General features: G+C 69.6%; 15 protein-coding genes. 11 read left to right on the plus strand and 4 right to left on the minus strand.

The window, feature by feature from the left end; genetic code table 11:
- Positions 1–432: 432 nt before the first annotated feature.
- The 4 genes from ACZ67M_RS21250 (at position 433) to ACZ67M_RS21265 (ending at position 4,211) form a co-directional block, all read left to right on the plus strand.
- Positions 433–1,110, plus strand: coding sequence for a PadR family transcriptional regulator (locus ACZ67M_RS21250; RefSeq protein ID WP_122616544.1), 678 nt, complete (start codon positions 433–435; stop codon positions 1,108–1,110).
- A gap of 44 nt (positions 1,111–1,154) precedes the next feature.
- Complete coding sequence (locus ACZ67M_RS21255) at positions 1,155–2,237, plus strand: inositol-3-phosphate synthase (protein WP_125491303.1); 1,083 nt, start codon at positions 1,155–1,157, stop codon at positions 2,235–2,237.
- A gap of 78 nt (positions 2,238–2,315) precedes the next feature.
- Entirely contained in the window at positions 2,316–3,578 is a 1,263-nt protein-coding gene (locus ACZ67M_RS21260; protein WP_469852205.1) for an MFS transporter, read from the plus strand.
- 123 nt (positions 3,579–3,701) lie between these two features.
- Positions 3,702–4,211, plus strand: coding sequence for an LppU/SCO3897 family protein (locus tag ACZ67M_RS21265; RefSeq protein ID WP_346346142.1), 510 nt, complete (start codon positions 3,702–3,704; stop codon positions 4,209–4,211).
- 143 nt (positions 4,212–4,354) lie between these two features.
- Here ACZ67M_RS21265 and ACZ67M_RS21270 read toward each other — a convergent pair whose 3' ends face one another.
- Complete coding sequence (locus ACZ67M_RS21270) at positions 4,355–5,806, minus strand: CCA tRNA nucleotidyltransferase (RefSeq protein ID WP_469852207.1); 1,452 nt, start codon at positions 5,804–5,806, stop codon at positions 4,355–4,357.
- A gap of 225 nt (positions 5,807–6,031) precedes the next feature.
- On the opposite strand from ACZ67M_RS21270, the gene ACZ67M_RS21275 reads away from it, so the two are divergent.
- The 7 genes from ACZ67M_RS21275 to trxA all read left to right on the plus strand — a co-directional run bounded on the left by ACZ67M_RS21275 (position 6,032) and on the right by trxA (position 15,993).
- On the plus strand, positions 6,032–8,428 hold the full coding sequence (locus ACZ67M_RS21275; protein ID WP_469852209.1) for a DUF6049 family protein: 2,397 nt from the start codon (positions 6,032–6,034) through the stop codon (positions 8,426–8,428).
- 44 nt (positions 8,429–8,472) lie between these two features.
- Complete coding sequence (gene murJ / locus ACZ67M_RS21280; protein WP_469852211.1) at positions 8,473–10,968, plus strand: murein biosynthesis integral membrane protein MurJ; 2,496 nt, start codon at positions 8,473–8,475, stop codon at positions 10,966–10,968.
- Between the two features lie 139 nt (positions 10,969–11,107).
- Positions 11,108–12,802, plus strand: a complete 1,695-nt coding sequence (locus ACZ67M_RS21285; protein ID WP_392099927.1) for a protein kinase family protein — start codon at positions 11,108–11,110, stop codon at positions 12,800–12,802.
- Between the two features lie 35 nt (positions 12,803–12,837).
- Complete coding sequence (gene sigM / locus ACZ67M_RS21290; RefSeq protein ID WP_392099928.1) at positions 12,838–13,572, plus strand: RNA polymerase sigma factor SigM; 735 nt, start codon at positions 12,838–12,840, stop codon at positions 13,570–13,572.
- The gene (locus ACZ67M_RS21295) at positions 13,569–14,492 is read left to right on the plus strand and encodes an anti-sigma factor family protein (RefSeq protein WP_469852214.1); all 924 of its coding nucleotides are present in this window, start codon (positions 13,569–13,571) and stop codon (positions 14,490–14,492) included. The genes sigM and ACZ67M_RS21295 overlap by 4 nt, the downstream gene beginning before the upstream one ends.
- Before the next feature lie 161 nt (positions 14,493–14,653).
- Positions 14,654–15,622 (plus strand): thioredoxin-disulfide reductase, encoded by a 969-nt coding sequence (gene trxB, locus ACZ67M_RS21300; protein ID WP_361356721.1) that lies wholly within the window; start codon positions 14,654–14,656, stop codon positions 15,620–15,622.
- Between the two features lie 38 nt (positions 15,623–15,660).
- Entirely contained in the window at positions 15,661–15,993 is a 333-nt protein-coding gene (gene trxA / locus ACZ67M_RS21305) for a thioredoxin (RefSeq protein ID WP_063482508.1), read from the plus strand.
- Between the two features lie 81 nt (positions 15,994–16,074).
- On the opposite strand, the gene ACZ67M_RS21310 is transcribed toward trxA, so the two are convergent.
- From ACZ67M_RS21310 to ACZ67M_RS21320, 3 genes are all read right to left on the minus strand, one after another.
- Entirely contained in the window at positions 16,075–16,692 is a 618-nt protein-coding gene (locus ACZ67M_RS21310; protein ID WP_361356724.1) for a GNAT family N-acetyltransferase, read from the minus strand.
- Positions 16,693–16,990: 298 nt separating this feature from the next.
- Positions 16,991–18,091 (minus strand): ParB/RepB/Spo0J family partition protein, encoded by a 1,101-nt coding sequence (locus ACZ67M_RS21315; protein ID WP_385803134.1) that lies wholly within the window; start codon positions 18,089–18,091, stop codon positions 16,991–16,993.
- Positions 18,088–19,161: a ParA family protein gene (locus ACZ67M_RS21320; RefSeq protein WP_163015882.1), complete on the minus strand. Its 1,074-nt coding sequence runs from the start codon at positions 19,159–19,161 to the stop codon at positions 18,088–18,090. Before ACZ67M_RS21320 ends, ACZ67M_RS21315 begins: the two co-directional genes overlap by 4 nt.
- Positions 19,162–19,269 lie beyond the last annotated feature (108 nt).

The following is a 19,269-nucleotide window of genomic DNA, read 5'->3' on the forward strand; positions in this document are numbered from 1 at the left end:
GACGAGCCGGACTGACCGCGTCGGGCCGCGGCACGTCCGCCTCCCTGCGGCTGCGGCGCTTTGCGACGGTGCTCGCTCATCGAACGACTACTCCTCGGGCAGGCGCACCTTTGCGCACCTGGAAAAGGCGGCTGGTTTCCGGTCCCCCCGAAGTACGGATGCGGCCCCTTCCGCATTCACCCGTACTGCACCAGGGACAGGGACGCCCCCATGCGTCACGCGGTTCCCGGTGATTTGCATGGCGCACAGACTACGCACCGCCAAAACCCCCGAGTCCCGAAGTTCACCTCAAATCAGGCAACTTGCTCACGATGAAACCCTGATGTGATCCCGTTCACCACGCCCGCTCTTGTCGCACGCGCCACCTCGTTCTATCGTGCTGATGTATCGACTCGATACATCAGAGCGGCATAAGGGCGAGAGGAGGCGACGATGAGCCGGCGATCCGGCATCCTCGAGTTCGCCGTACTCGGCCTGCTCCGCGAGTCCCCCATGCACGGCTATGAGCTGCGCAAACGGCTCAACACATCACTGGGTGTGTTCCGGGCGTTCAGCTACGGGACGCTCTATCCCTGCCTCAAGACGCTGGTCGCCAACGGCTGGTTGATCGAGGAACCCGGGAACATCGGCGAGGCCGCGGCCTCCCTCACGGGACGTCGGGCCAAGATCGTCTACCGGTTGACGGCCGACGGTAAGGAACATTTCGAGCAGCTCCTTTCACAGACGGGCCCGGACGCGTACGACGACGAGACGTTCGCCGCTCGCTTCGCGTTCTTCGGGCAGACGTCGCGTGACGTGCGCATGCGCGTGCTCGAGGGCCGGCGCAGCCGGCTGGAGGAGCGCCTGGAGAAGATGCGGGCCTCCCTGGCCCGCACCCGGGAGCGGCTCGACGACTACACGCTTGAGCTGCAGCGCCACGGAATGGAGTCCGTGGAGCGCGAGGTGCGCTGGCTGAACGAGCTCATCGAGAGCGAGCGGGCGGGGCGGGACCTGCGAGGTCCCGCCGCCGAGGGGACCGCACATCAGGACACGACATCTGGAGCGACGGGCGGCCTGCCCCGGCCGGGGGACGACCCCCTGCCGGACACGCCCGGCGACACCGCCACGTGAGCGCCCAGTCAGGGCCTCACTCGTACACACAGGGAGCAACCGGAATGGGTTCGGTTCGCGTAGCCATCGTCGGTGTGGGCAACTGCGCCGCATCGCTGGTTCAGGGCGTCGAGTACTACAAGGACGCCGATGCGGAGTCCAAGGTCCCGGGCCTGATGCACGTCCAGTTCGGCGACTACCACGTCCGTGACATCGAGTTCGTCGCCGCCTTCGACGTGGACGCCAAGAAGGTGGGCCTGGATCTCGCGGACGCCATCGGCGCCTCCGAGAACAACACCATCAAGATCTGCGACGTGCCGAACAGCGGCGTCCAGGTCCAGCGCGGCCACACGCTCGACGGTCTCGGCAAGTACTACCGCGAGACCATCGAGGAGTCCGCCGAGGAGCCGGCCGACATCGTCAAGGTCCTCAAGGACAAGCAGGTCGACGTTCTGGTCTGCTACCTGCCCGTCGGTTCCGAGGACGCGGCGAAGTACTACGCCCAGTGCGCCATCGACGCCAAGGTCGCCTTCGTCAACGCCCTCCCGGTCTTCATCGCCGGCACCAAGGAGTGGGCGGACAAGTTCACCGAGGCCGGTGTCCCGATCGTCGGTGACGACATCAAGTCGCAGGTCGGCGCCACCATCACGCACCGCGTCATGGCGAAGCTGTTCGAGGACCGGGGCGTCGTCCTGGACCGCACGATGCAGCTGAACGTCGGCGGCAACATGGACTTCAAGAACATGCTCGAGCGCGACCGCCTCGAGTCGAAGAAGATCTCCAAGACGCAGGCCGTCACCTCGCAGATCCCCGACCGGGACCTCGGCGAGAAGAACGTGCACATCGGCCCGTCCGACTACGTCGCGTGGCTGGACGACCGCAAGTGGGCCTACGTCCGCCTGGAGGGCCGCGCGTTCGGCGACGTCCCGCTGAACCTGGAGTACAAGCTCGAGGTCTGGGACTCCCCGAACTCCGCGGGTGTCATCATCGACGCCCTGCGCGCCGCGAAGATCGCCAAGGACCGCGGCATCGGCGGCCCGATCCTGTCGGCGTCGAGCTACTTCATGAAGTCCCCGCCGGTCCAGTACTTCGACGACGAAGCCCGTGCCAACGTCGAGAAGTTCATCGCGGGCGAGGTCGAGCGCTGACGCGCGAGGACTCAACTCCGCAGAAGGTCCCCGGGTCGCGTGACCCGGGGACCTTTCCCGTATGTGAGGCTGTGCCCCATGCCCGTCGTCCGTGACCTGCGCGTCCTGCTGCGCCTGAAGGGCTTTCGGCGCCTGCTCGCCGTGCGCCTGCTCTCCCAGGGCGCCGACGGCGTCTACCAGGTCGCGCTCGCCACCTACGTCGTCTTCTCCCCGGAGAAGCAGACCTCGCCCGCCGCCGTCGCCTCCGCGATGGCGGTCCTGCTGCTCCCCTACTCCCTGGTGGGCCCCTTCGCCGGCGTCCTGCTGGACCGCTGGCGCCGCCGCCAGGTCTTCCTGTACGGCAACCTGCTGCGCGCCGTGCTGGCCTCGGTGACGGCGGTACTGATGATCGCCTCCGTCCCGGACTGGCTCTTCTACGTCTCCGCGCTCTGCGTCACCGCCGTCAACCGCTTCGTCCTCGCGGGACTGTCCGCCGCGCTGCCCCGGGTGGTCGACGCCGAGCGCCTGGTGATCGCCAACTCACTCTCCCCGACCGCCGGCACCCTGGCCGCGACCGCGGGAGGCGGCCTCGCCTTCGTCGTCCGCCTCGTGATCGCGGACTCCGACGCGGCCGTGGTGCTGCTCGGCGCGGCCCTGTACCTGTGCGGGGCGCTCGCCTCGCTGCGCATCGCCGTCGAGCTGCTGGGCCCCGACCCCGGGCGCATCCCGCCGCGGGTCGCCTCCGCGCTCGCCGGCACCGCCCGCGACCTGGTGGCAGGGGTACGCCACCTCGCCGCACCCGCTCGCCGGGAGGCGGCCTGGGCGCTCGCGGGCATGACCCTCATGCGGTTCTGCTACGGCGCCCTGCTGGTCATGCTGCTGATGCTGTGCCGGTACGCCCTGTCCTCGGACACGGAGGAAGGGCTCGCCCTGCTGGGGCTGGCTCTCGGCGTCTCCGGGGCGGGCTTCTTCGCGGCCGCGGTCGTCACCCCCTGGGCAGCGGGGCGGCTGGGGCCTGGCCGCTGGATGGCCGTCTGCGCGGCCACGGCCACGGTGCTGGTGCCGGTACTCGGCCTGCCGTTCGCCACGGTGCCGCTGCTCTCGGCGGCGTTCGTGCTGGGCCTGACGACACAGGGGGCGAAGATCGCGACCGACACGGTCGTGCAGTTCTCGGTCGACGACTCCTTCCGCGGCCGGATCTTCGCCGTCTACGACGTGCTGTTCAACGTCGCCTTCGTCGGCGCCGCCGGGGTGGCCGCGCTGATGCTGCCACCGGACGGCCGGTCGGTCCCGCTGGTGTTGACGGTCGCCGTGATCTACGGAGCGGTTACTGCGGCTATGACCCGGTTTGAGAGCCAGTAAGTGTCACATCAGTGACACAGAGCCCTACCGGAGTACGGACTTGTCAGTGGGACCCGATAACTTACGTGCGTCTTATCTCGCGGCATGTCCGCGACACGTGCCTATTTTCCAGGGGGACCCCCAGTGACCACTCAGCCGCCGCCGCAGGGCAACCCGTTCGCCCAGGGCCAGCCGCAGGCTCCGCAGCAGCCCCAGGGACAGAACCCCTACGCGCAGGGGCAGCAGGGCTTCCCGCAGCAGCCCGGTCAGCCCGGCGTCCCCCCGCAGGGTGCGCCGTACGCGCCGGTCCCGCCGCAGCCGGCCCGGCGTAAGCCGAGCTTCAAGATGATCAAGAACATCGTCATCGCCGTGGTCGTCGTGGGTGTCGCGGTGGGCGGGTACATCGCCAGCCGTGACGACGCCGACCAGGCAGGCGTGGGCGACTGCCTGAAGTCCGCGTCGTCGTCCTCGGACCGCATGGAGGTCGTGGACTGCTCCTCCTCGGAGGCCGAGGGCAAGGTGCTCGAGAAGGTCAAGGGGCACTTCACCTCGATCAGCGCCGAGACCGAGTGCCGGAAGGTCGAGGGAGCCACTGGCTTCTACGCCGAGACCGGCGACGGAGAAGAGTTCCTGCTCTGCCTCGGCGAGGCCTGAGGAATCCAGGGCTCAGCCCGACCACTGCTTCGGGGTCATGTTTCACGTGAAACATGACCCCGAAGCAGTGCGACGGCGGCACAGCGGCAGCGCCTCAGAGAGGAGAGGGCGCTACGTTTCACGTGAAACGTAGCGCCCTCTCCTCATGCGGACTCCGCGCGCTGCGCCCACCATTCCTTGAGCGCAGCCACCGCCGCGTCGTGTTCCATCGGTCCGTTCTCCAGACGGAGTTCCAGCAGGTGCTTGTAGGCCTGGCCGACGGCCGGACCGGGGGGAACTCCGAGGACCTCCATGATCTGGTTGCCGTCCAGATCGGGGCGGATCGCGTCCAGTTCCTCCTGCTCCTGGAGCTGGGCGATCCGGTCCTCCAGGCCGTCATACGCGCGTGCGAGAGCCGATGCCTTGCGCTTGTTGCGGGTGGTGCAGTCGGACCGGGTCAGCTTGTGGAGCCGGTCGAGCAGCGGGCCGGCGTCACGGACGTACCGGCGGACCGCGGAATCGGTCCACTCGCCGGTGCCGTAGCCGTGGAAGCGCAGGTGCAGCTCGACCAGGCGGGAGACGTCCTTCACCAGGTCGTTGGAGTACTTGAGCGCGGTCATGCGCTTCTTGGTCATCTTGGCCCCGACCACCTCGTGGTGGTGGAAGGAGACCCGGCCGTCGCTCTCGAAGCGGCGCGTGCGGGGCTTGCCGATGTCGTGCAGCAGGGCGGCCAGGCGGAGGATCAGATCGGGACCCTCACTCTCCAGGGCCATCGCCTGTTCCAGGACGATGAGCGTGTGGTCGTAGACATCCTTGTGCCGGTGGTGCTCGTCACGCTCCAGACGCAGCGCCGGCAGCTCGGGCAGGACCCGGTCGGCGAGGCCGCTCTCCACCAGCAGGGTCAGTCCCTTGCGGGGGTGCGAGGAGAGGACGAGCTTGTTCAGCTCCTCCCGGACCCGCTCGGCCGAGACGATGTCGATACGGCCGGCCATGTCCTTCATGGCGGCCACCACCTCGGGCGCGACCTCGAAGTCGAGCTGCGCCGCGAAGCGCGCGGCACGCATCATCCGCAGCGGATCGTCCGAGAAGGAGTCCTCCGGAGTGCCCGGCGTGCGCAGCACACGCGCCGCGAGGTCCTCGAGCCCGCCGTGCGGATCAATGAACACCTTCTCCGGAAGCGCGACCGCCATCGCGTTCACCGTGAAGTCGCGCCGGACGAGGTCGTCCTCGATGGAGTCGCCGTAGGACACCTCCGGCTTGCGCGAGGTGCGGTCGTACGCCTCGGAGCGGTAGGTGGTCACCTCGATCTGGTAGCCGTCCTTCTGCGCCCCGACCGTCCCGAAGGCGATCCCGACCTCCCAGACGGCGTCCGCCCACGGGCGCACGATCGCCAGTACGTCCTGGGGACGGGCATCGGTCGTGAAGTCCAGATCGTTGCCGAGCCGTCCGAGCAACGCGTCCCGGACCGAGCCGCCGACCAGGGCGAGAGAGAACCCGGCCTCCTGGAAACGGCGGGCAAGATCGTCGGCGACGGGGGCGACCCGCAGCGGTTCGCCCACCGCGGGGGACGGCTCCGGGCTCAGGGCGCTGGGGCTGGCTTCGTTGACGTTCGGCACAACAGGACAGGGTACGTGGCCCGGGCGGAGCCAGGCGCCCCCATTGATCGCCGCCCGAATCCCCCAGTCCGGCCCTGCTCCCTCTATAGGCGCACATACGGGGCGGCCCGCCCCCGCGGGCGATCTTGTGGTGTACGCCGCGGCACTTCCTCTCGGCGCACATCGTTACCATGCGTGGACGCACATTCCGACGACCACTGATCACGACGAGGGACGGGCGAGCGCGTGGCCGAGGCGGCAGACTTCCAGGGGACCAGTCCCTCACCTGCCCGCCGGTGGCGCCGGCGCACCACGGCACTGCTCGCCGGGGCGCCGCTGCTGGCCGGCCTGGTCCAGCTGCCCGCGGCCGGCGCGGCACACGCCGACGGCAAGCCGCCCGCCCGGGCGGACGCCGATTCGGGCCCGGTGGCCGTCGCCGTCGACTCGCTCACCCCCTCGGCACCCACGGACGGGGACACGGTGACCGTGTCCGGCACCGTCACCAACAACGGCAAGCAGGCCGTCACCGACGCCCACGTGGGCCTGCGCGTGGGCCCCGAGGTGGACACCCGCTCGTCCGTCGACTCGATCGCCAAGGAGAGCGACGACCTCCAGGGGTCCATCGCCCCGGAGATCGAGAACAAGTACACCGAGAAGTTCTCCAAGCTGGTCCCGGGCGTGGCCGAGCACTTCAACATCTCCGTGCCCGCCGACGACCTGAACCTCGGCGAGGACGGCGTCTACGAGTTCGCCGTCTCGCTCTCCGGGCAGACCTCCGCGCAGCCCTGGGAGCAGATCCTCGGCATCCAGCGGACCTTCCTGCCGTGGCAGCCCGGCGGGGCCGACACCAAGACGAAGACGACGGCCCTGTGGCCGCTGATCTCCACCACGCACATGGCCGCCGAGACGGGGCCGAACGAGGAGCAGACCCCCGTCCTCCTCAATGACGACCTGGCCAAGGAGATCTCCCCCGGCGGCCGGCTGAACCAGATGCTGGCGCTGGGCAAGGATCTCGACGTCACCTGGGTGGTCGACCCGGACCTGCTGGCCTCCGTCGACGCGATGACCGGCAGCTACCGCGTCCGGGACGGCGAGAACACCGTCGCCGGAACCCATCAGGACGTCGCCAAGCAGTGGCTCGCCGACTTGCAGGACGCGGTGGCCGACAAGGAGGTCGTCGCCCTCCCCTTCGCCGACCCCGACCTGGCGTCCCTGGCCCACAACGGCACGGACGTCACCGGCTCGCTGAGCCAGCTGAAGAGCGCCACGGACGTGATCGAGGACACGGTCGGGACCATCCTCCACGTGAAGCCGAGCACCGAGTTCGCCTGGCCCGTGGACGGCGCCGTCGACCGGTCGATCGTCAAGGTCGCGACGTCCGCCGGCGCCGACAAGGTGATCGCCCGCAGCGACAGCCTCCAGGAGGGCAACGGTCTGTCGTACACGCCTTCCGCCGCCCGCCCCGTCGGCGGCGGCACCACGGCCGTCGTCGCGGACGCCCGGCTGTCCACGGCGTTCGAGGGCGACCTGACGAAGGCGTCCTCGTCCACGCTGGCGGTGCAGCGGTTCCTCGCCCAGAGCCTGGGCCTGGGCCTCCAGACCGGGAAGCAGCGCAGCGTCGTCATCGCACCGCAGCGCATGCCGTCCGGGAGCCAGGCACGCGCGATGGCCGAGGCACTGCGCGCCCTGCAGGGGAGCACCTGGTCCGAGTCCCAGAAGCTGGGGGCCGCCGCGGCGGCCAAGCCGGATCCGGACGCCACCACTGAGGTGCCGGGGACCTCGTCGTACCCCTCGAAACTGCGCAGGAACGAGCTGCCGCGGTCGGCCTTCGAGGAGATCGCCCGGACCCAGGGCACGCTCGACAACTTCCAGGTCGTCCTGTCGAACCCGTCCCGCGTGGTGACGCCCTTCGGACGCGCCCTCAACCGGGAGATGTCCGTCTCCTGGCGGGGCCGGGCCACCGAGGCGGAGTCGTTCCGCGACGGCGTGAAGCGTTACCTCGACGGGCTCACCGGCCGGGTCAGACTGATCGACAAGTCCGAGACCAAGCTCTCCGGGCGCAGCGCCACCATCCCGGTGACGGTGCAGAACAACCTGGTGCAGGACGTCGGACCCCTGGTCCTGCGGCTCACCTCGACCAACCCGACGCGCCTGGAGATCGACGGCGCCCGGTACGAGGAGCAGCCGATCTCGGTCTCCGGCGGCCACAGCCAGTCGGTGAAGTTCCCCACGTCCGCCAATGCCAACGGCCGGGCGACGGTGATCGCCCAGCTGTACACGATGGACGGACGCAAGTACGGCGAGCCCGTCACCTTCGACGTGAAGGTCACCGAGATCACGGCCACCGTGATGCTCGTCATCGGCGGCGGTGTCCTGCTGCTCGTCCTCGCCGGCTTCCGGATGTACACGCAGCGCAAGCGCGCCGCGGCCCGGGACGCCGAGAAGAACGGGTCCGACGGGTCGGAGGCGTCCCAGGACCCCGAGGACGGACCGGAGAACCCGGACGGCACCGAGGGGCGTCTCAAGAAGGAGTCCGAGGCACCGCCCCGGGCAGGCGACCCCGAGCAGCCGAGTGACCCGACACCAAACGCCGCAACGGAAAGCACGGACCCGTCCGGCACGGGTGAGAGAGTGGACCGTTGAGGATGTCGTGGCCGGTCGGCCCGGGACGATGAGGTGGGGTAGCGATGAACGCGCCGTACGACGGTGACCGCGGTCGGTCCGCGGACGGCTCGGGCCACCCCGAGGGCCCGCCGCAGGACCCCCGTCAGACGCCGCCGCAGCCGCCCGCGGACATGTACCTCCAGGACGCCTACGACCAGGATCCCTACCGGGCACAGGACCTCTCCGCCCAGGACCCGGTCTCCGAGGCGCTCTACGACCGCGCCGCGCACCCCCCGCCGCCGCCGGCCGCGTACCCGCCGCAGCAGCCGCTGTACTCCCAGCCCGCGCAGTCGCCGCACGCCCCCGACCCGCGCGTCTGGGGGCAGACCCCGGCCCCCGAACCGGAGGGCCCGACGCAGTACCTGCCGTACGGCGACGACCCGCGGACCACCCAGTTCGTCGGCGTGGACGACCTGGTCACCCAGGCCGGTGACCAACGGCACGAGCCGGACGCCTTCGCGCACCTCTTCCGCGACCAGCAGCAGGGCGGCGGCCACCCCTCGTACGACGACCACGCCGGCGTACCCGCCCCCGCCCAGGCACCGGGGCCGTACGGCGCTCCCCAGGGCCCGGCCCAGTACGGCGGCCCACAGGGCCCGGCGCAGTACGGCGCACCCGAGGGCCCCGCCCAGTACGGCGGCCCACAGGGACCTGCGCAGTACGGCGGCCCACAGGGACCTGCGCAGTACGGCGCCCCGCACGGGCCCGCCCCCTACGGAAACCCTGCGGCACCCGGCCATTACGGCGGCCCTGCACCGGGGCACGAACAGCACGCGCCACCCGCTCCCGGCCAGTACGCGGTCGCCCCGACCCCGGAAGCGGCCGAAGCCCCCCTCGTGGAGCCCGAGCCGGGTCCCGCGACTGCTCCGGCCGGCACCGCCAAGAAGGGCGGGCGCGCGGGTGGCCTGCTGAAGTCGAGCGCCGTGATGGCCGCGGGCACGATGGTGTCGCGACTGACCGGATTCATCCGATCGGCGCTGATCGTCTCGGCTCTGGGAGTCGGGCTGCTCGGAGACACCTTCCAGGTCGCCTACCAGCTGCCCACGATGATCTACATCCTCACCGTCGGTGGCGGCCTCAACTCCGTCTTCGTACCGCAGCTCGTCAGGGCGATGAAGGACGACGAGGACGGTGGCGAGGCCTTCGCCAACCGTCTGCTGACCCTGGTCATGGTGGCGCTGGGCGCCCTGACCGTGATCACGGTCTTCGCCGCACCCCTGCTGATCCGGCTGCTGTCCAACCCGGTCGCCAGTGACCCGGCCGCGAACGAGGTCGGCATCACCTTCGTCCGCTACTTCCTGCCCTCGATCTTCTTCATGGGCCTGCACGTGGTGATGGGGCAGATCCTCAACGCCCGCGGCAGGTTCGGCGCGATGATGTGGACGCCGGTCCTCAACAACATCGTCATCATCGTGACCCTGGGGATGTTCATCTGGGTCTACGGCACCGCGGAGAACTCCGGGATGAAGGTCACCAGCATCCCGCCGGAGGGCGAGAAGCTCCTCGGTATCGGGGTGCTGCTGGGCCTCATCGTCCAGTCCCTGGCCATGATTCCCTACCTGCGAGAGACGGGGTTCCGGCTCCGGCCACGCTTCGACTGGAAGGGCCACGGACTCGGCAAGGCCGTCACCCTCGCCAAGTGGACGGTCCTGTTCGTGCTCGCCAACCAGGCCGGCGCCATGATCGTCATTCAGCTCTCCACCGCGGCCGGCAAGGCCTCACCCGTCGACGGCACCGGCTTCGCCGCCTACGCGAACGCGCAGTTGATCTGGGGCCTGCCCCAGGCCATCATCACCGTCTCCCTGATGGCGGCCCTGCTGCCCCGCATCTCCCGCTCGGCGTCCGAGGAGGACGGCGGAGCGGTGCGGGACGACATCTCCCAGGGTCTGCGCACCACGGCCGTCGCCATCGTCCCTGTCTCCTTCGCATTCGTCGCGCTCGGCATTCCGATGTGCACGCTCATGTTCGGTTCCTCGGGCACCGGCGAGGCCACCAACATGGGCTACATGCTGATGGCCTTCGGCCTCGGACTCATCCCGTACTCCGTCCAGTACGTCGTCCTGCGCGCCTTCTACGCCTACGAGGACACCCGGACGCCCTTCTACAACACGGTCATCGTGGCCGCGGTCAACGCCGCCGCCTCGGGACTCTGTTTCCTCCTGCTGCCGGCGCGCTGGGCCGTGGTCGGCATGGCCGCCTCCTACGGCCTGGCCTACGTGATCGGTGTGGGCATCGCCTGGCGCAGGCTGCGCAAGCGGCTCGGCGGCGACCTCGACGGCGCCCGGGTGCTGCGGACGTACGCCCGGCTGTGCATCGCGTCCGTCCCGGCCGTCCTGCTCAGTGGCGCGGCCTGCTACGCCATCACCAAGTCGCTCGGTCAGGGTGTCGTGGGATCCTTCGCCGCGCTGCTGGCCGGCGGGCTGCTGCTGTTCGGTGTCTTCTTCGTCGCCGCCCGCCGGATGCGCATCGAGGAGGTCAACTCTTTGGTCGGCATGGTGCGCGGACGCCTGGGACGCTGAGACCCGGGGTAGGCGCACAACCATCGTCCGCCGCCGTGTGTCGTGCATAGCGCCGGACTGTGGGCACAATTGGGTTCGGCGTCGGACGCGCACATCGGGAGTCGGCCGACGCGCATCGAATGGGGAGGCAGGAACGACGGTGGCGGAACGGAGCACAGCTGCCGTCGACGTGGCAGACAACAGCGGTGATGAGCCGCTGACCGCACAGGCGGACCAGTCCACGGCCGACGGGGTGGCCAACAACCGGGAGCGGGACACGGACAGCGACGAGGCACAGGGGACCCCCACGAGCGAGGAAACCGGCAAGGCCTCGCCGCCCGAACTGCACAGCGGGCACAAGCTCGCCAGACGCTACCGCCTCGAGGAGTGCGTCACCCGTCTGGACGGCTTCAGCAGTTGGCGGGCCGTCGACGAGAAGCTCCGCCGCGCCGTCGGAGTCCACATCCTGCCGAGCGACCACACGCGGGCCCGCTCCGTGCTGGCCGCGGCACGCTCCTCCGCGCTGCTCGGCGACCCCCGCTTCGTCCAGGTGCTGGACGCCGTCGAGGACAACGACCTCGTCTACGTCGTCCACGAGTGGCTCCCCGACGCCACGGAGCTGACCGCGCTCCTCGCCTCCGGCCCGCTGGAGGTGTACGACGCCTACCAGATGGTCAGTCAGGTGTCGTCCGCCATGGCGGCCGCCCACCGTGAGGGCCTCGCCCATCTGCGGCTGAGCCCCAACGCGGTGCTGCGTACGTCGTCGGGCCAGTGGCGGATCCGCGGCCTCGCCGTCAACGCCGCACTGCGCGGCATCAGTTCCGCGTCCCCCCAGCGCACCGACACGGAGGCCATCGGCGCCCTGCTGTACGCCACGCTCACCCAGCGCTGGCCGTACGAGAGCGACGCCCACGGTCTGGCCGGTCTGCCCAAGGACATCGGGCTGATCCCGCCGGACCAGGTCCGCGCGGGCGTCCATCGCGGTCTGTCCGAACTGGCCATGCGGGCGCTCGCCAACGACGGCGCGACCGCTTCCCGGCACGAGGCCCCGTGCACCACGCCGGAGGAGCTGGTGAAGGCGATCGGCGAGATGCCCCGCATCCGCCCACCGGAGCCCTCGTACACCGCACCGCCCGACTACCAGCGCACCGCCTACCAGCAGGGCGCGTACGGCCGTCCGGCACCGCGCCCCGGCGCCACCCAGGCGGTGCAGGCGCCGCCGCCCCCGCTGCAGAGCCGTACCGGCAAGGCACTGAAGTGGAGCGTCTCCGCTCTGCTGATCGCCGCCCTCGGCCTGGGCAGCTGGCAACTGGCGGACGCGCTCATGGAGCGCGGCGGCAAGTCCGACGACCAGAACCAGACGCAGACGACGGACGGCGACGACAAGAGCCCGAAGAAGCCGGCCGCCGGCGGGCAGCCGGTCGCCATTACGGGCGCGCGTGACTTCGACCCCCTGGGTGACGGCTCCGAGAAGCCGTCCGACGTCGGCAATGTCTACGACGGCGCTTCCGGTACCTACTGGCAGACCGACTACTACAGGAGCGCCGACTTCGGGCGCCTGAAGTCCGGGCTCGGCGTCGTCCTCGACCTTGGCAAGGTCCAGCAGGTGGGCGAGGTGACCGTATCGTTCGTCGGGAACACCTCCGTCGAGCTACGGTCCGCCGGAACGGACACCACGGAGCCGCAGAGCATCGGGGGGTACACGAAGGCCGCCGAGGGCACCGGTACCACGGTGACGCTCAAGCCCGGTGCGCCGCTCCAGGCGCGCTACCTGCTGGTCTGGCTGACCCAGCTGCCGCCGACTGACGACGGCAATTTCCGCGGGAGAGTAGTGGACGTCAAGGTGACCAGCTGACGCGTTCGTAAGTTGCCCGCGGAGGGAGGGGAGTCGTGCAGGAAGAGCCTTCGCTCGGCGACATGAGCGATCAGGACCTTCTGGCCAGCCATGTCGACGGCCATCCCGACGCCTTCGGTGAGCTCGTGCGCCGTCACCGCGATCGGCTCTGGGCCGTGGCTCTGCGGACGCTGGGAGACCGGGAGGAGGCGGCCGACGCCGTTCAGGACGCGCTTGTCTCCGCCTACCGGGCCGCCCACACCTTCCGCGGACAGGCGGCCGTCACGACGTGGCTGCACCGGATCACCGTGAACGCCTGTCTGGACCGGGCACGCAAGGCCGCTTCCCGGAAGACCGCCCCGGTCGACGACACCGAGCGCCTGGAGCAGCTCCTGGAGCCGCACGAGTCGGCCTCCGCCCCCGCCGAGCGCAACGACCTGCACCGCCAGCTGCTGAAGGCCCTGGGCACCTTGCCTGCCGACCAGCGGGCAGCCCTCGTCCTGGTGGACATGCAGGGCTACCCCGTCGCCGAGGCCGCCCGGATTCTCGACGTACCGACCGGCACGATCAAGAGCAGGTGCGCCCGGGGGAGGGCCAGACTCCTGCCGCAACTCTCCCATCTGCGCCCGGAGGGCAGCGGCGGGAGCGGTGAGGACAGGAAGTCCGGCGCCGAGCGGAACCGGACGCCGGGGACATCCGTCCCACCGGCAGCGGGACCGCACCGCGCGGGTCCGCCGGAGAACGGGTCGAGCGATTCAGCCGCAGTGAAGGGCGGAGGTGGACGAGCGTGACGTCGTCGACGACAGACAGGGCCGGGCACCCGGACGTCGTGGAGATCTCCGACCTCGCCGAAGGCCTCCTCCCGACCACCCGGACGACCGACATACGGCGGCATCTGGAGGGGTGCGACCTCTGCTCGGACGTCTACGCCTCACTGGAGGAGATCCAGGGACTGCTCGGCGCCCTGCCGGAGCCGGAACGGATGCCGGACGACGTGGCCCAGCGTATCGACGCCGCCCTGGCAGCCGAGGCCGAGGCGGCGCTGGGGGCCACCACAGAGGAAACCGCGTCCAGCGACGGCAGCGCGCGCGTTTCACGTGAAACATCGGCACCACCCTCGGCATCGGCGGCAGCCGACCGTCCCGCCGGGCACGCCCGTCCCTCCTCCACCGGCCCGGGCCGCAAGGACCGCCGTCGTGGCGGCAGGCGCAGGATCGCCGTACTCGGCGCCGTGGCCGCCGCAGCCGCCATCGGCCTCGGTTCGGTCGTCGTGTCCTCCCTGACCGGGGGGAGCCCATCGGACGAAACCGCCCACGGACAGCAGTCGGCGCCGGCGGACACCTTCTCCGAGGGCAAGCTCCAGGACAAGGTCACCGGCCTCCTCGCGGGCGGGCAGCCCAACGAAAGCGGACCGCGTACCCCGCGCACCTTCGGCACGGAGTCCGAGAACGGCAACGAGACTGGTGCCGAGAACCATGTCTTCAAGCAGCCGACGATCCCGGAGTGCATCGAGAAGGGCATCGGCCGCGACGACGCTGTGATCGCCACGGAGAAGGGCATCTACCAGGGCAAGGACGTCCTGCTCGTGGTCCTGCCCGACGCCTCCAACGACTCGCGGGTCACCGCCTACATCGTCGACTCGTCGTGCGTGCGGGAGCCCGCCGTCAGCAAGGCCGAGATCCTCTTGAAGCACTCCTACGCACGTTCGTAGAGATCAGACTCTTCGCGCCCGTACCGCGCCCCGGCGCCGTTCCCGTGTGCCCGGGCACGGCGGGAATGCGCGCCCCGTAGGATCCGTTAGGTCGGGTGAGAGTTCCGAGTGCAGCTTCACCCGGCCCCGAAGAAGCTAGTCCAGAGACGAGGAATGCAGCCGTGAGCGACGTCCGAAACGTGATCATCATCGGCTCCGGGCCCGCCGGCTACACGGCGGCTCTGTACACCGCGCGCGCTTCGCTGAAGCCGCTGGTATTCGAAGGAGCCGTCACCGCGGGCGGAGCACTGATGAACACCACCGAGGTGGAGAACTTCCCCGGCTTCCAGGACGGCATCATGGGCCCTGAGCTCATGGACAACATGCGGGCCCAGGCCGAGCGCTTCGGCGCCGAGCTGATCCCCGACGATGTCGTCGCCGTCGACCTCTCCGGCGAGATCAAGACCGTCACCGACACCGCGGGCACGGTCCACCAGGCCAAGGCCGTCATCATCACCACCGGCTCCCAGCACCGCAAGCTCGGCCTGCCGAACGAGGACGCCCTCTCCGGACGCGGCGTCTCCTGGTGCGCGACCTGTGACGGGTTCTTCTTCAAGGACCAGGACATCGCGGTGATCGGCGGTGGCGACACGGCGATGGAGGAGGCCACATTCCTCTCCCGCTTCGCCAAGTCCGTGACGATCGTCCACCGCCGGGACACCCTGCGCGCCTCCAAGGCGATGCAGGAGCGCGCCTTCGCCGACCCGAAGATCACGTTCGTCTGGGACAGCGAGATCGCGGAGGTCCAGGGCGACCAGAAGCTGTCCGGCCTGAAGCTGCGCAATGTGAAGACCGGCGAACTCTCGGACCTGCCGGTGACGGGCTTGTTCATCGCGATCGGCCACGACCCGCGCACCGAGCTCTTCAAGGGCCAGCTCGACCTGGACCCGGAGGGCTACCTGAAGGTCGAGGCTCCGTCGACCCGCACCAACCTGACCGGTGTCTTCGGCGCCGGTGACGTGGTCGACCACACCTACCGCCAGGCGATCACCGCGGCCGGCACCGGCTGCTCCGCCGCTCTCGACGCCGAGCGCTTCCTCGCCGCGCTCAGCGACGAGGACAAGGCGGAGCCCGAGAAGACCGCCGTCTGACCCCCCATCCCCCGCACCAACCAGTTAAGGAGCCCGCCGTGGCCGGCACCCTGAAGCAAGTGACCGACGACTCCTTCGAGCAGGACGTCCTCAAGAGCGACAAGCCCGTCCTGGTGGACTTCTGGGCTGCCTGGTGCGGTCCGTGCCGCCAGATCGCGCCGTCCCTCGAGGCGATCGCCGCCGAGTACGGCGACAAGATCGAGATCGTCAAGCTGAACATCGACGAGAACCCGGGTACGGCCGCCAAGTACGGCGTCATGTCCATCCCGACGCTGAACGTCTACCAGGGTGGCGAGGTGGCCAAGACCATCGTCGGCGCCAAGCCCAAGGCCGCGATCGTTCGCGACCTCGAGGACTTCATCGCCGACTGACGTTTCACGTGAAACACGAAGGGGCCGACCCGGATGGGTCGGCCCCTTCGTGTACGGCGGCTTCCTCGTCCCGGCCCACCGCTACAGCGGACGCAGCGCGGGTTCCTTCTGAACGGCTCCGAGCAGACGGTCCAACGCCAACTCCACGTCTTCCTTCCAGGACAGCGTGGACCGCAGGTCCAGCCTCAGCCGCGGATGGCGTGGGTGGGGCCGGACCGTCTTGAAGCCCACGGCCAGCAGATGCTCCGCGGGCAGGACACAGGCCGGCTCCTTCCAGCGTGCGTCCCCGAAAGCCTCGATCGCCTTGAATCCCCGGCGCAGCAGATCCTTGGCGACCGTCTGGACCATCACGCGCCCGAGCCCCTGTCCCTGGTAGCCCGGCATCACGAACGCCGTGATCAACTGCACCGCGTCGGACGAGACGGGGCTGGTGGGGAACGCTGTCGAGCGGGGCACGTAGGCCGGCGGGGCATAGAGAACGAAGCCCACCGGCGCATCGTCGACATAGACCACCCGGCCGCACGATCCCCAGTCCAGCAGCACGGCGGAGATCCAGGACTCCTTCTCCAGGGCGGGCGTCCCGGCCTTTACCGCGGCTTCGCCGCTGACGGGATCCAGTTCCCAGAAGACGCACGAGCGACAGCCCTGGGGAAGGTCCTGAAGGTTGTCCAGCGTGAGCGGTACGAGCCGGCGCCCCATGAAGGCTGTTCCTCGCTTCCTTCGCCTGCCGCGTCACGAGCGGCTGTCAGAGCGCTCCGTTCCCTGAGCAGGCTGCCGATGAAGCCACCGACGGCGCCCAGCCCCAAGCCCGCGCTCACCAGTCCGGTGCGGCCCATCGTGCGCATGGCCCCTGCCTTCCTCTCAGAGGTACTGCCAGGTGATGACGCATCCCGATCGCATCGTATCCACGATGCACCGGCCCCGACACCGACGCAAAGCAAAGGGCGGGCCGTGTTCCGGTATGCACCGGACACGGCCCGCCCTGGCGGCCTGTGCTTCAGGAGTCGAGGTCTTCGTCCTCGTCGTCCAGGAGCCCCTTCTGCAGCACGGGACCTTCGCCGGGGGCGAGGCTTCCGAGGATCCGCTCAAGGTCGTCCATGGAGGCGAACTCCACGGTGATCTTGCCCTTCTTCTGTCCCAGGTCGACCTTCACTCGGGTCTCGAAGCGGTCGGACAGCCGCGTCGCCAGGTCGGAGAGCGCCGGGGAGACCAGGGAACCGGCACGCGGGCCCTTGGCACGCTGCGGCTTCTGGGGCCGGGAACCCATCAGGGTCACGATCTCCTCGACCGACCGCACGGAGAGCCCCTCGGCCACGATGCGGTGCGCGAGGCGGTCCTGCTCCTCCGGGTCGTCGACGGAGAGCAGCGCCCGGGCATGCCCTGCGGAGAGCACCCCCGCGGCCACCCGGTTCTGCACCTTCGGCGAGAGCTTCAGCAGACGCAGCGTGTTGGAGACCTGGGGCCGGGAGCGCCCGATCCGGTCGGCCAGCTGGTCGTGCGTGCAGTTGAAGTCCTTCAGCAGCTGGTCGTAGGCGAAGGCCTCTTCCAGCGGGTTCAGCTGGGCGCGGTGCAGGTTCTCCAGGAGGGCGTCCAGGAGAAGCTTCTCGTCCTCGGTGGCCCGGACGATGGCCGGGATGGCCTCCAGCTCCAGCTCGCGGCAGGCCCGGAAACGACGCTCGCCCATGATCAGCTCATAGCGACCCTGGCCGATCGGCCGGACCACGACCGGCTGGAGGAGCCCGACCTCCCTGATGGAGGTGACCAGCTCGGCCAGCGCGTCGTCGTCGAAGTCCTTACGCGGCTGCTTCGGGTTCGGCGTGATGGCGTCGAGAGGCACCTCGGCGAAATGCGCCCCCATGGGTGCCCGGAGGCCCTCCGCGCCACCGGAAGCCACCGGCTCCTCTGTTTCACGTGAAACAGGAGGCAGCGTGGCCACCTTCGCCGCGGCCACCCCGCGCTCGTTCGGCAGCAGCGGCATCGTCCCCGGAGAAGCGGAGGCCGCGTTCCCCAGCGCTGCCGAAGCCACCGACTTCTCCGTCGGGGCGTTGGGGATCAGTGCGCCCAGACCGCGGCCCAGCCCCCTCCGTCGCTCACTCACTGGATCCCCTCCACCATGTTCGGGTCATTCTGTGCGCCGAGGTGAGCGTGCGTCGCCTCGTATTGGACGCCCACGCCCTTCAGCGCCATCTCACGTGCCGCCTCCAGATAGGAGAGGGCTCCACTCGATCCTGGATCGTAGGTCAGTACCGTCTGCCCGTAGCTCGGGGCCTCGGAGATACGGACCGAGCGGGGAATGCTCGTCCGCAGCACCTCTTCGCCGAAGTGGCTGCGTACCTCGTCCGCGACCTGGGACGCGAGTCGCGTCCGGCCGTCGTACATGGTGAGCAGGATGGTCGACACATGCAGCGTCGGGTTGAGGTGACCTCGAACCAGGTCGACGTTGCGGAGCAGCTGACCCAGCCCTTCCAGCGCGTAGTACTCGCACTGGATCGGGATCAGCACCTCCTGGCCCGCGACAAGCGCATTGACCGTCAGCAGACCGAGGGAGGGCGGGCAGTCGATGAGGATGTAGTCCAGCGGCTGCTCGTACGAGGCGATCGCCCTCTGAAGCCGGCTCTCCCGGGCGACCAGAGAGACCAGTTCGATCTCGGCGCCGGCGAGGTCGATCGTGGCGGGCGCGCAGAACAGACCCTCGACATCCGGGACCGGCTGGACCACTTCCGAGAGCGGTCGGCTCTCGACGAGTACGTCGTAGATGGAGGGGACGTCGGCGTGATGATCGATGCCCAGGGCGGTGGACGCGTTGCCCTGCGGGTCCAGGTCGACGACCAGGACTCTGGCACCGTGAAGGGCGAGTGAGGCGGCAAGGTTGACGGTCGTCGTCGTCTTGCCCACACCGCCCTTCTGGTTGGCGACCACCATGACCCGGGTCTGCTCGGGTCGCGGCAGCCCTTCGCCGGCGCGCCCCAGAGCCTCCACCGCCAGTTGGGCAGCGCGACCGATCGGAGTGTCGTCCATCGGAGGCGGTGTTTCACGTGAAACATCCGCTCCCATCGACTCGGTACGGGGACCGGGGACCGGATCGGTCATCGGTCCCGCGATATTGGCGTCGGACCGCAAGGATTCACTCTCCTCGACTTCAGGCTCGCAATGAACAGAGCCTCCCATGCCTTCGGGGTCATGAACCAGTGAGGCCTGGTGTTCTGTGGAGAAATCCACCTCTGTGGACAACTCCGCCCCCTCTCCGAGCGACCCGAGAGGCTTCCGGTCGCGGGG

This window comes from Streptomyces sp. NPDC107500, from assembly GCF_055582785.1.

Coding starts and splice junctions, on each gene's coding strand:
- ACZ67M_RS21255 (WP_125491303.1), top strand. CDS start 1,155: ATGGGTTCGGTTCGCGTAGCCATCGTCGGTGTGGGCAACTGCGCCGCA.
- ACZ67M_RS21260 (WP_469852205.1), top strand. CDS start 2,316: ATGCCCGTCGTCCGTGACCTGCGCGTCCTGCTGCGCCTGAAGGGCTTT.
- murJ (WP_469852211.1), top strand. CDS start 8,473: ATGAACGCGCCGTACGACGGTGACCGCGGTCGGTCCGCGGACGGCTCG.
- ACZ67M_RS21310 (WP_361356724.1), bottom strand. CDS start 16,692: ATGGGGCGCCGGCTCGTACCGCTCACGCTGGACAACCTTCAGGACCTT.
- ACZ67M_RS21250 (WP_122616544.1), top strand. CDS start 433: ATGAGCCGGCGATCCGGCATCCTCGAGTTCGCCGTACTCGGCCTGCTC.
- ACZ67M_RS21320 (WP_163015882.1), bottom strand. CDS start 19,161: ATGGGAGGCTCTGTTCATTGCGAGCCTGAAGTCGAGGAGAGTGAATCC.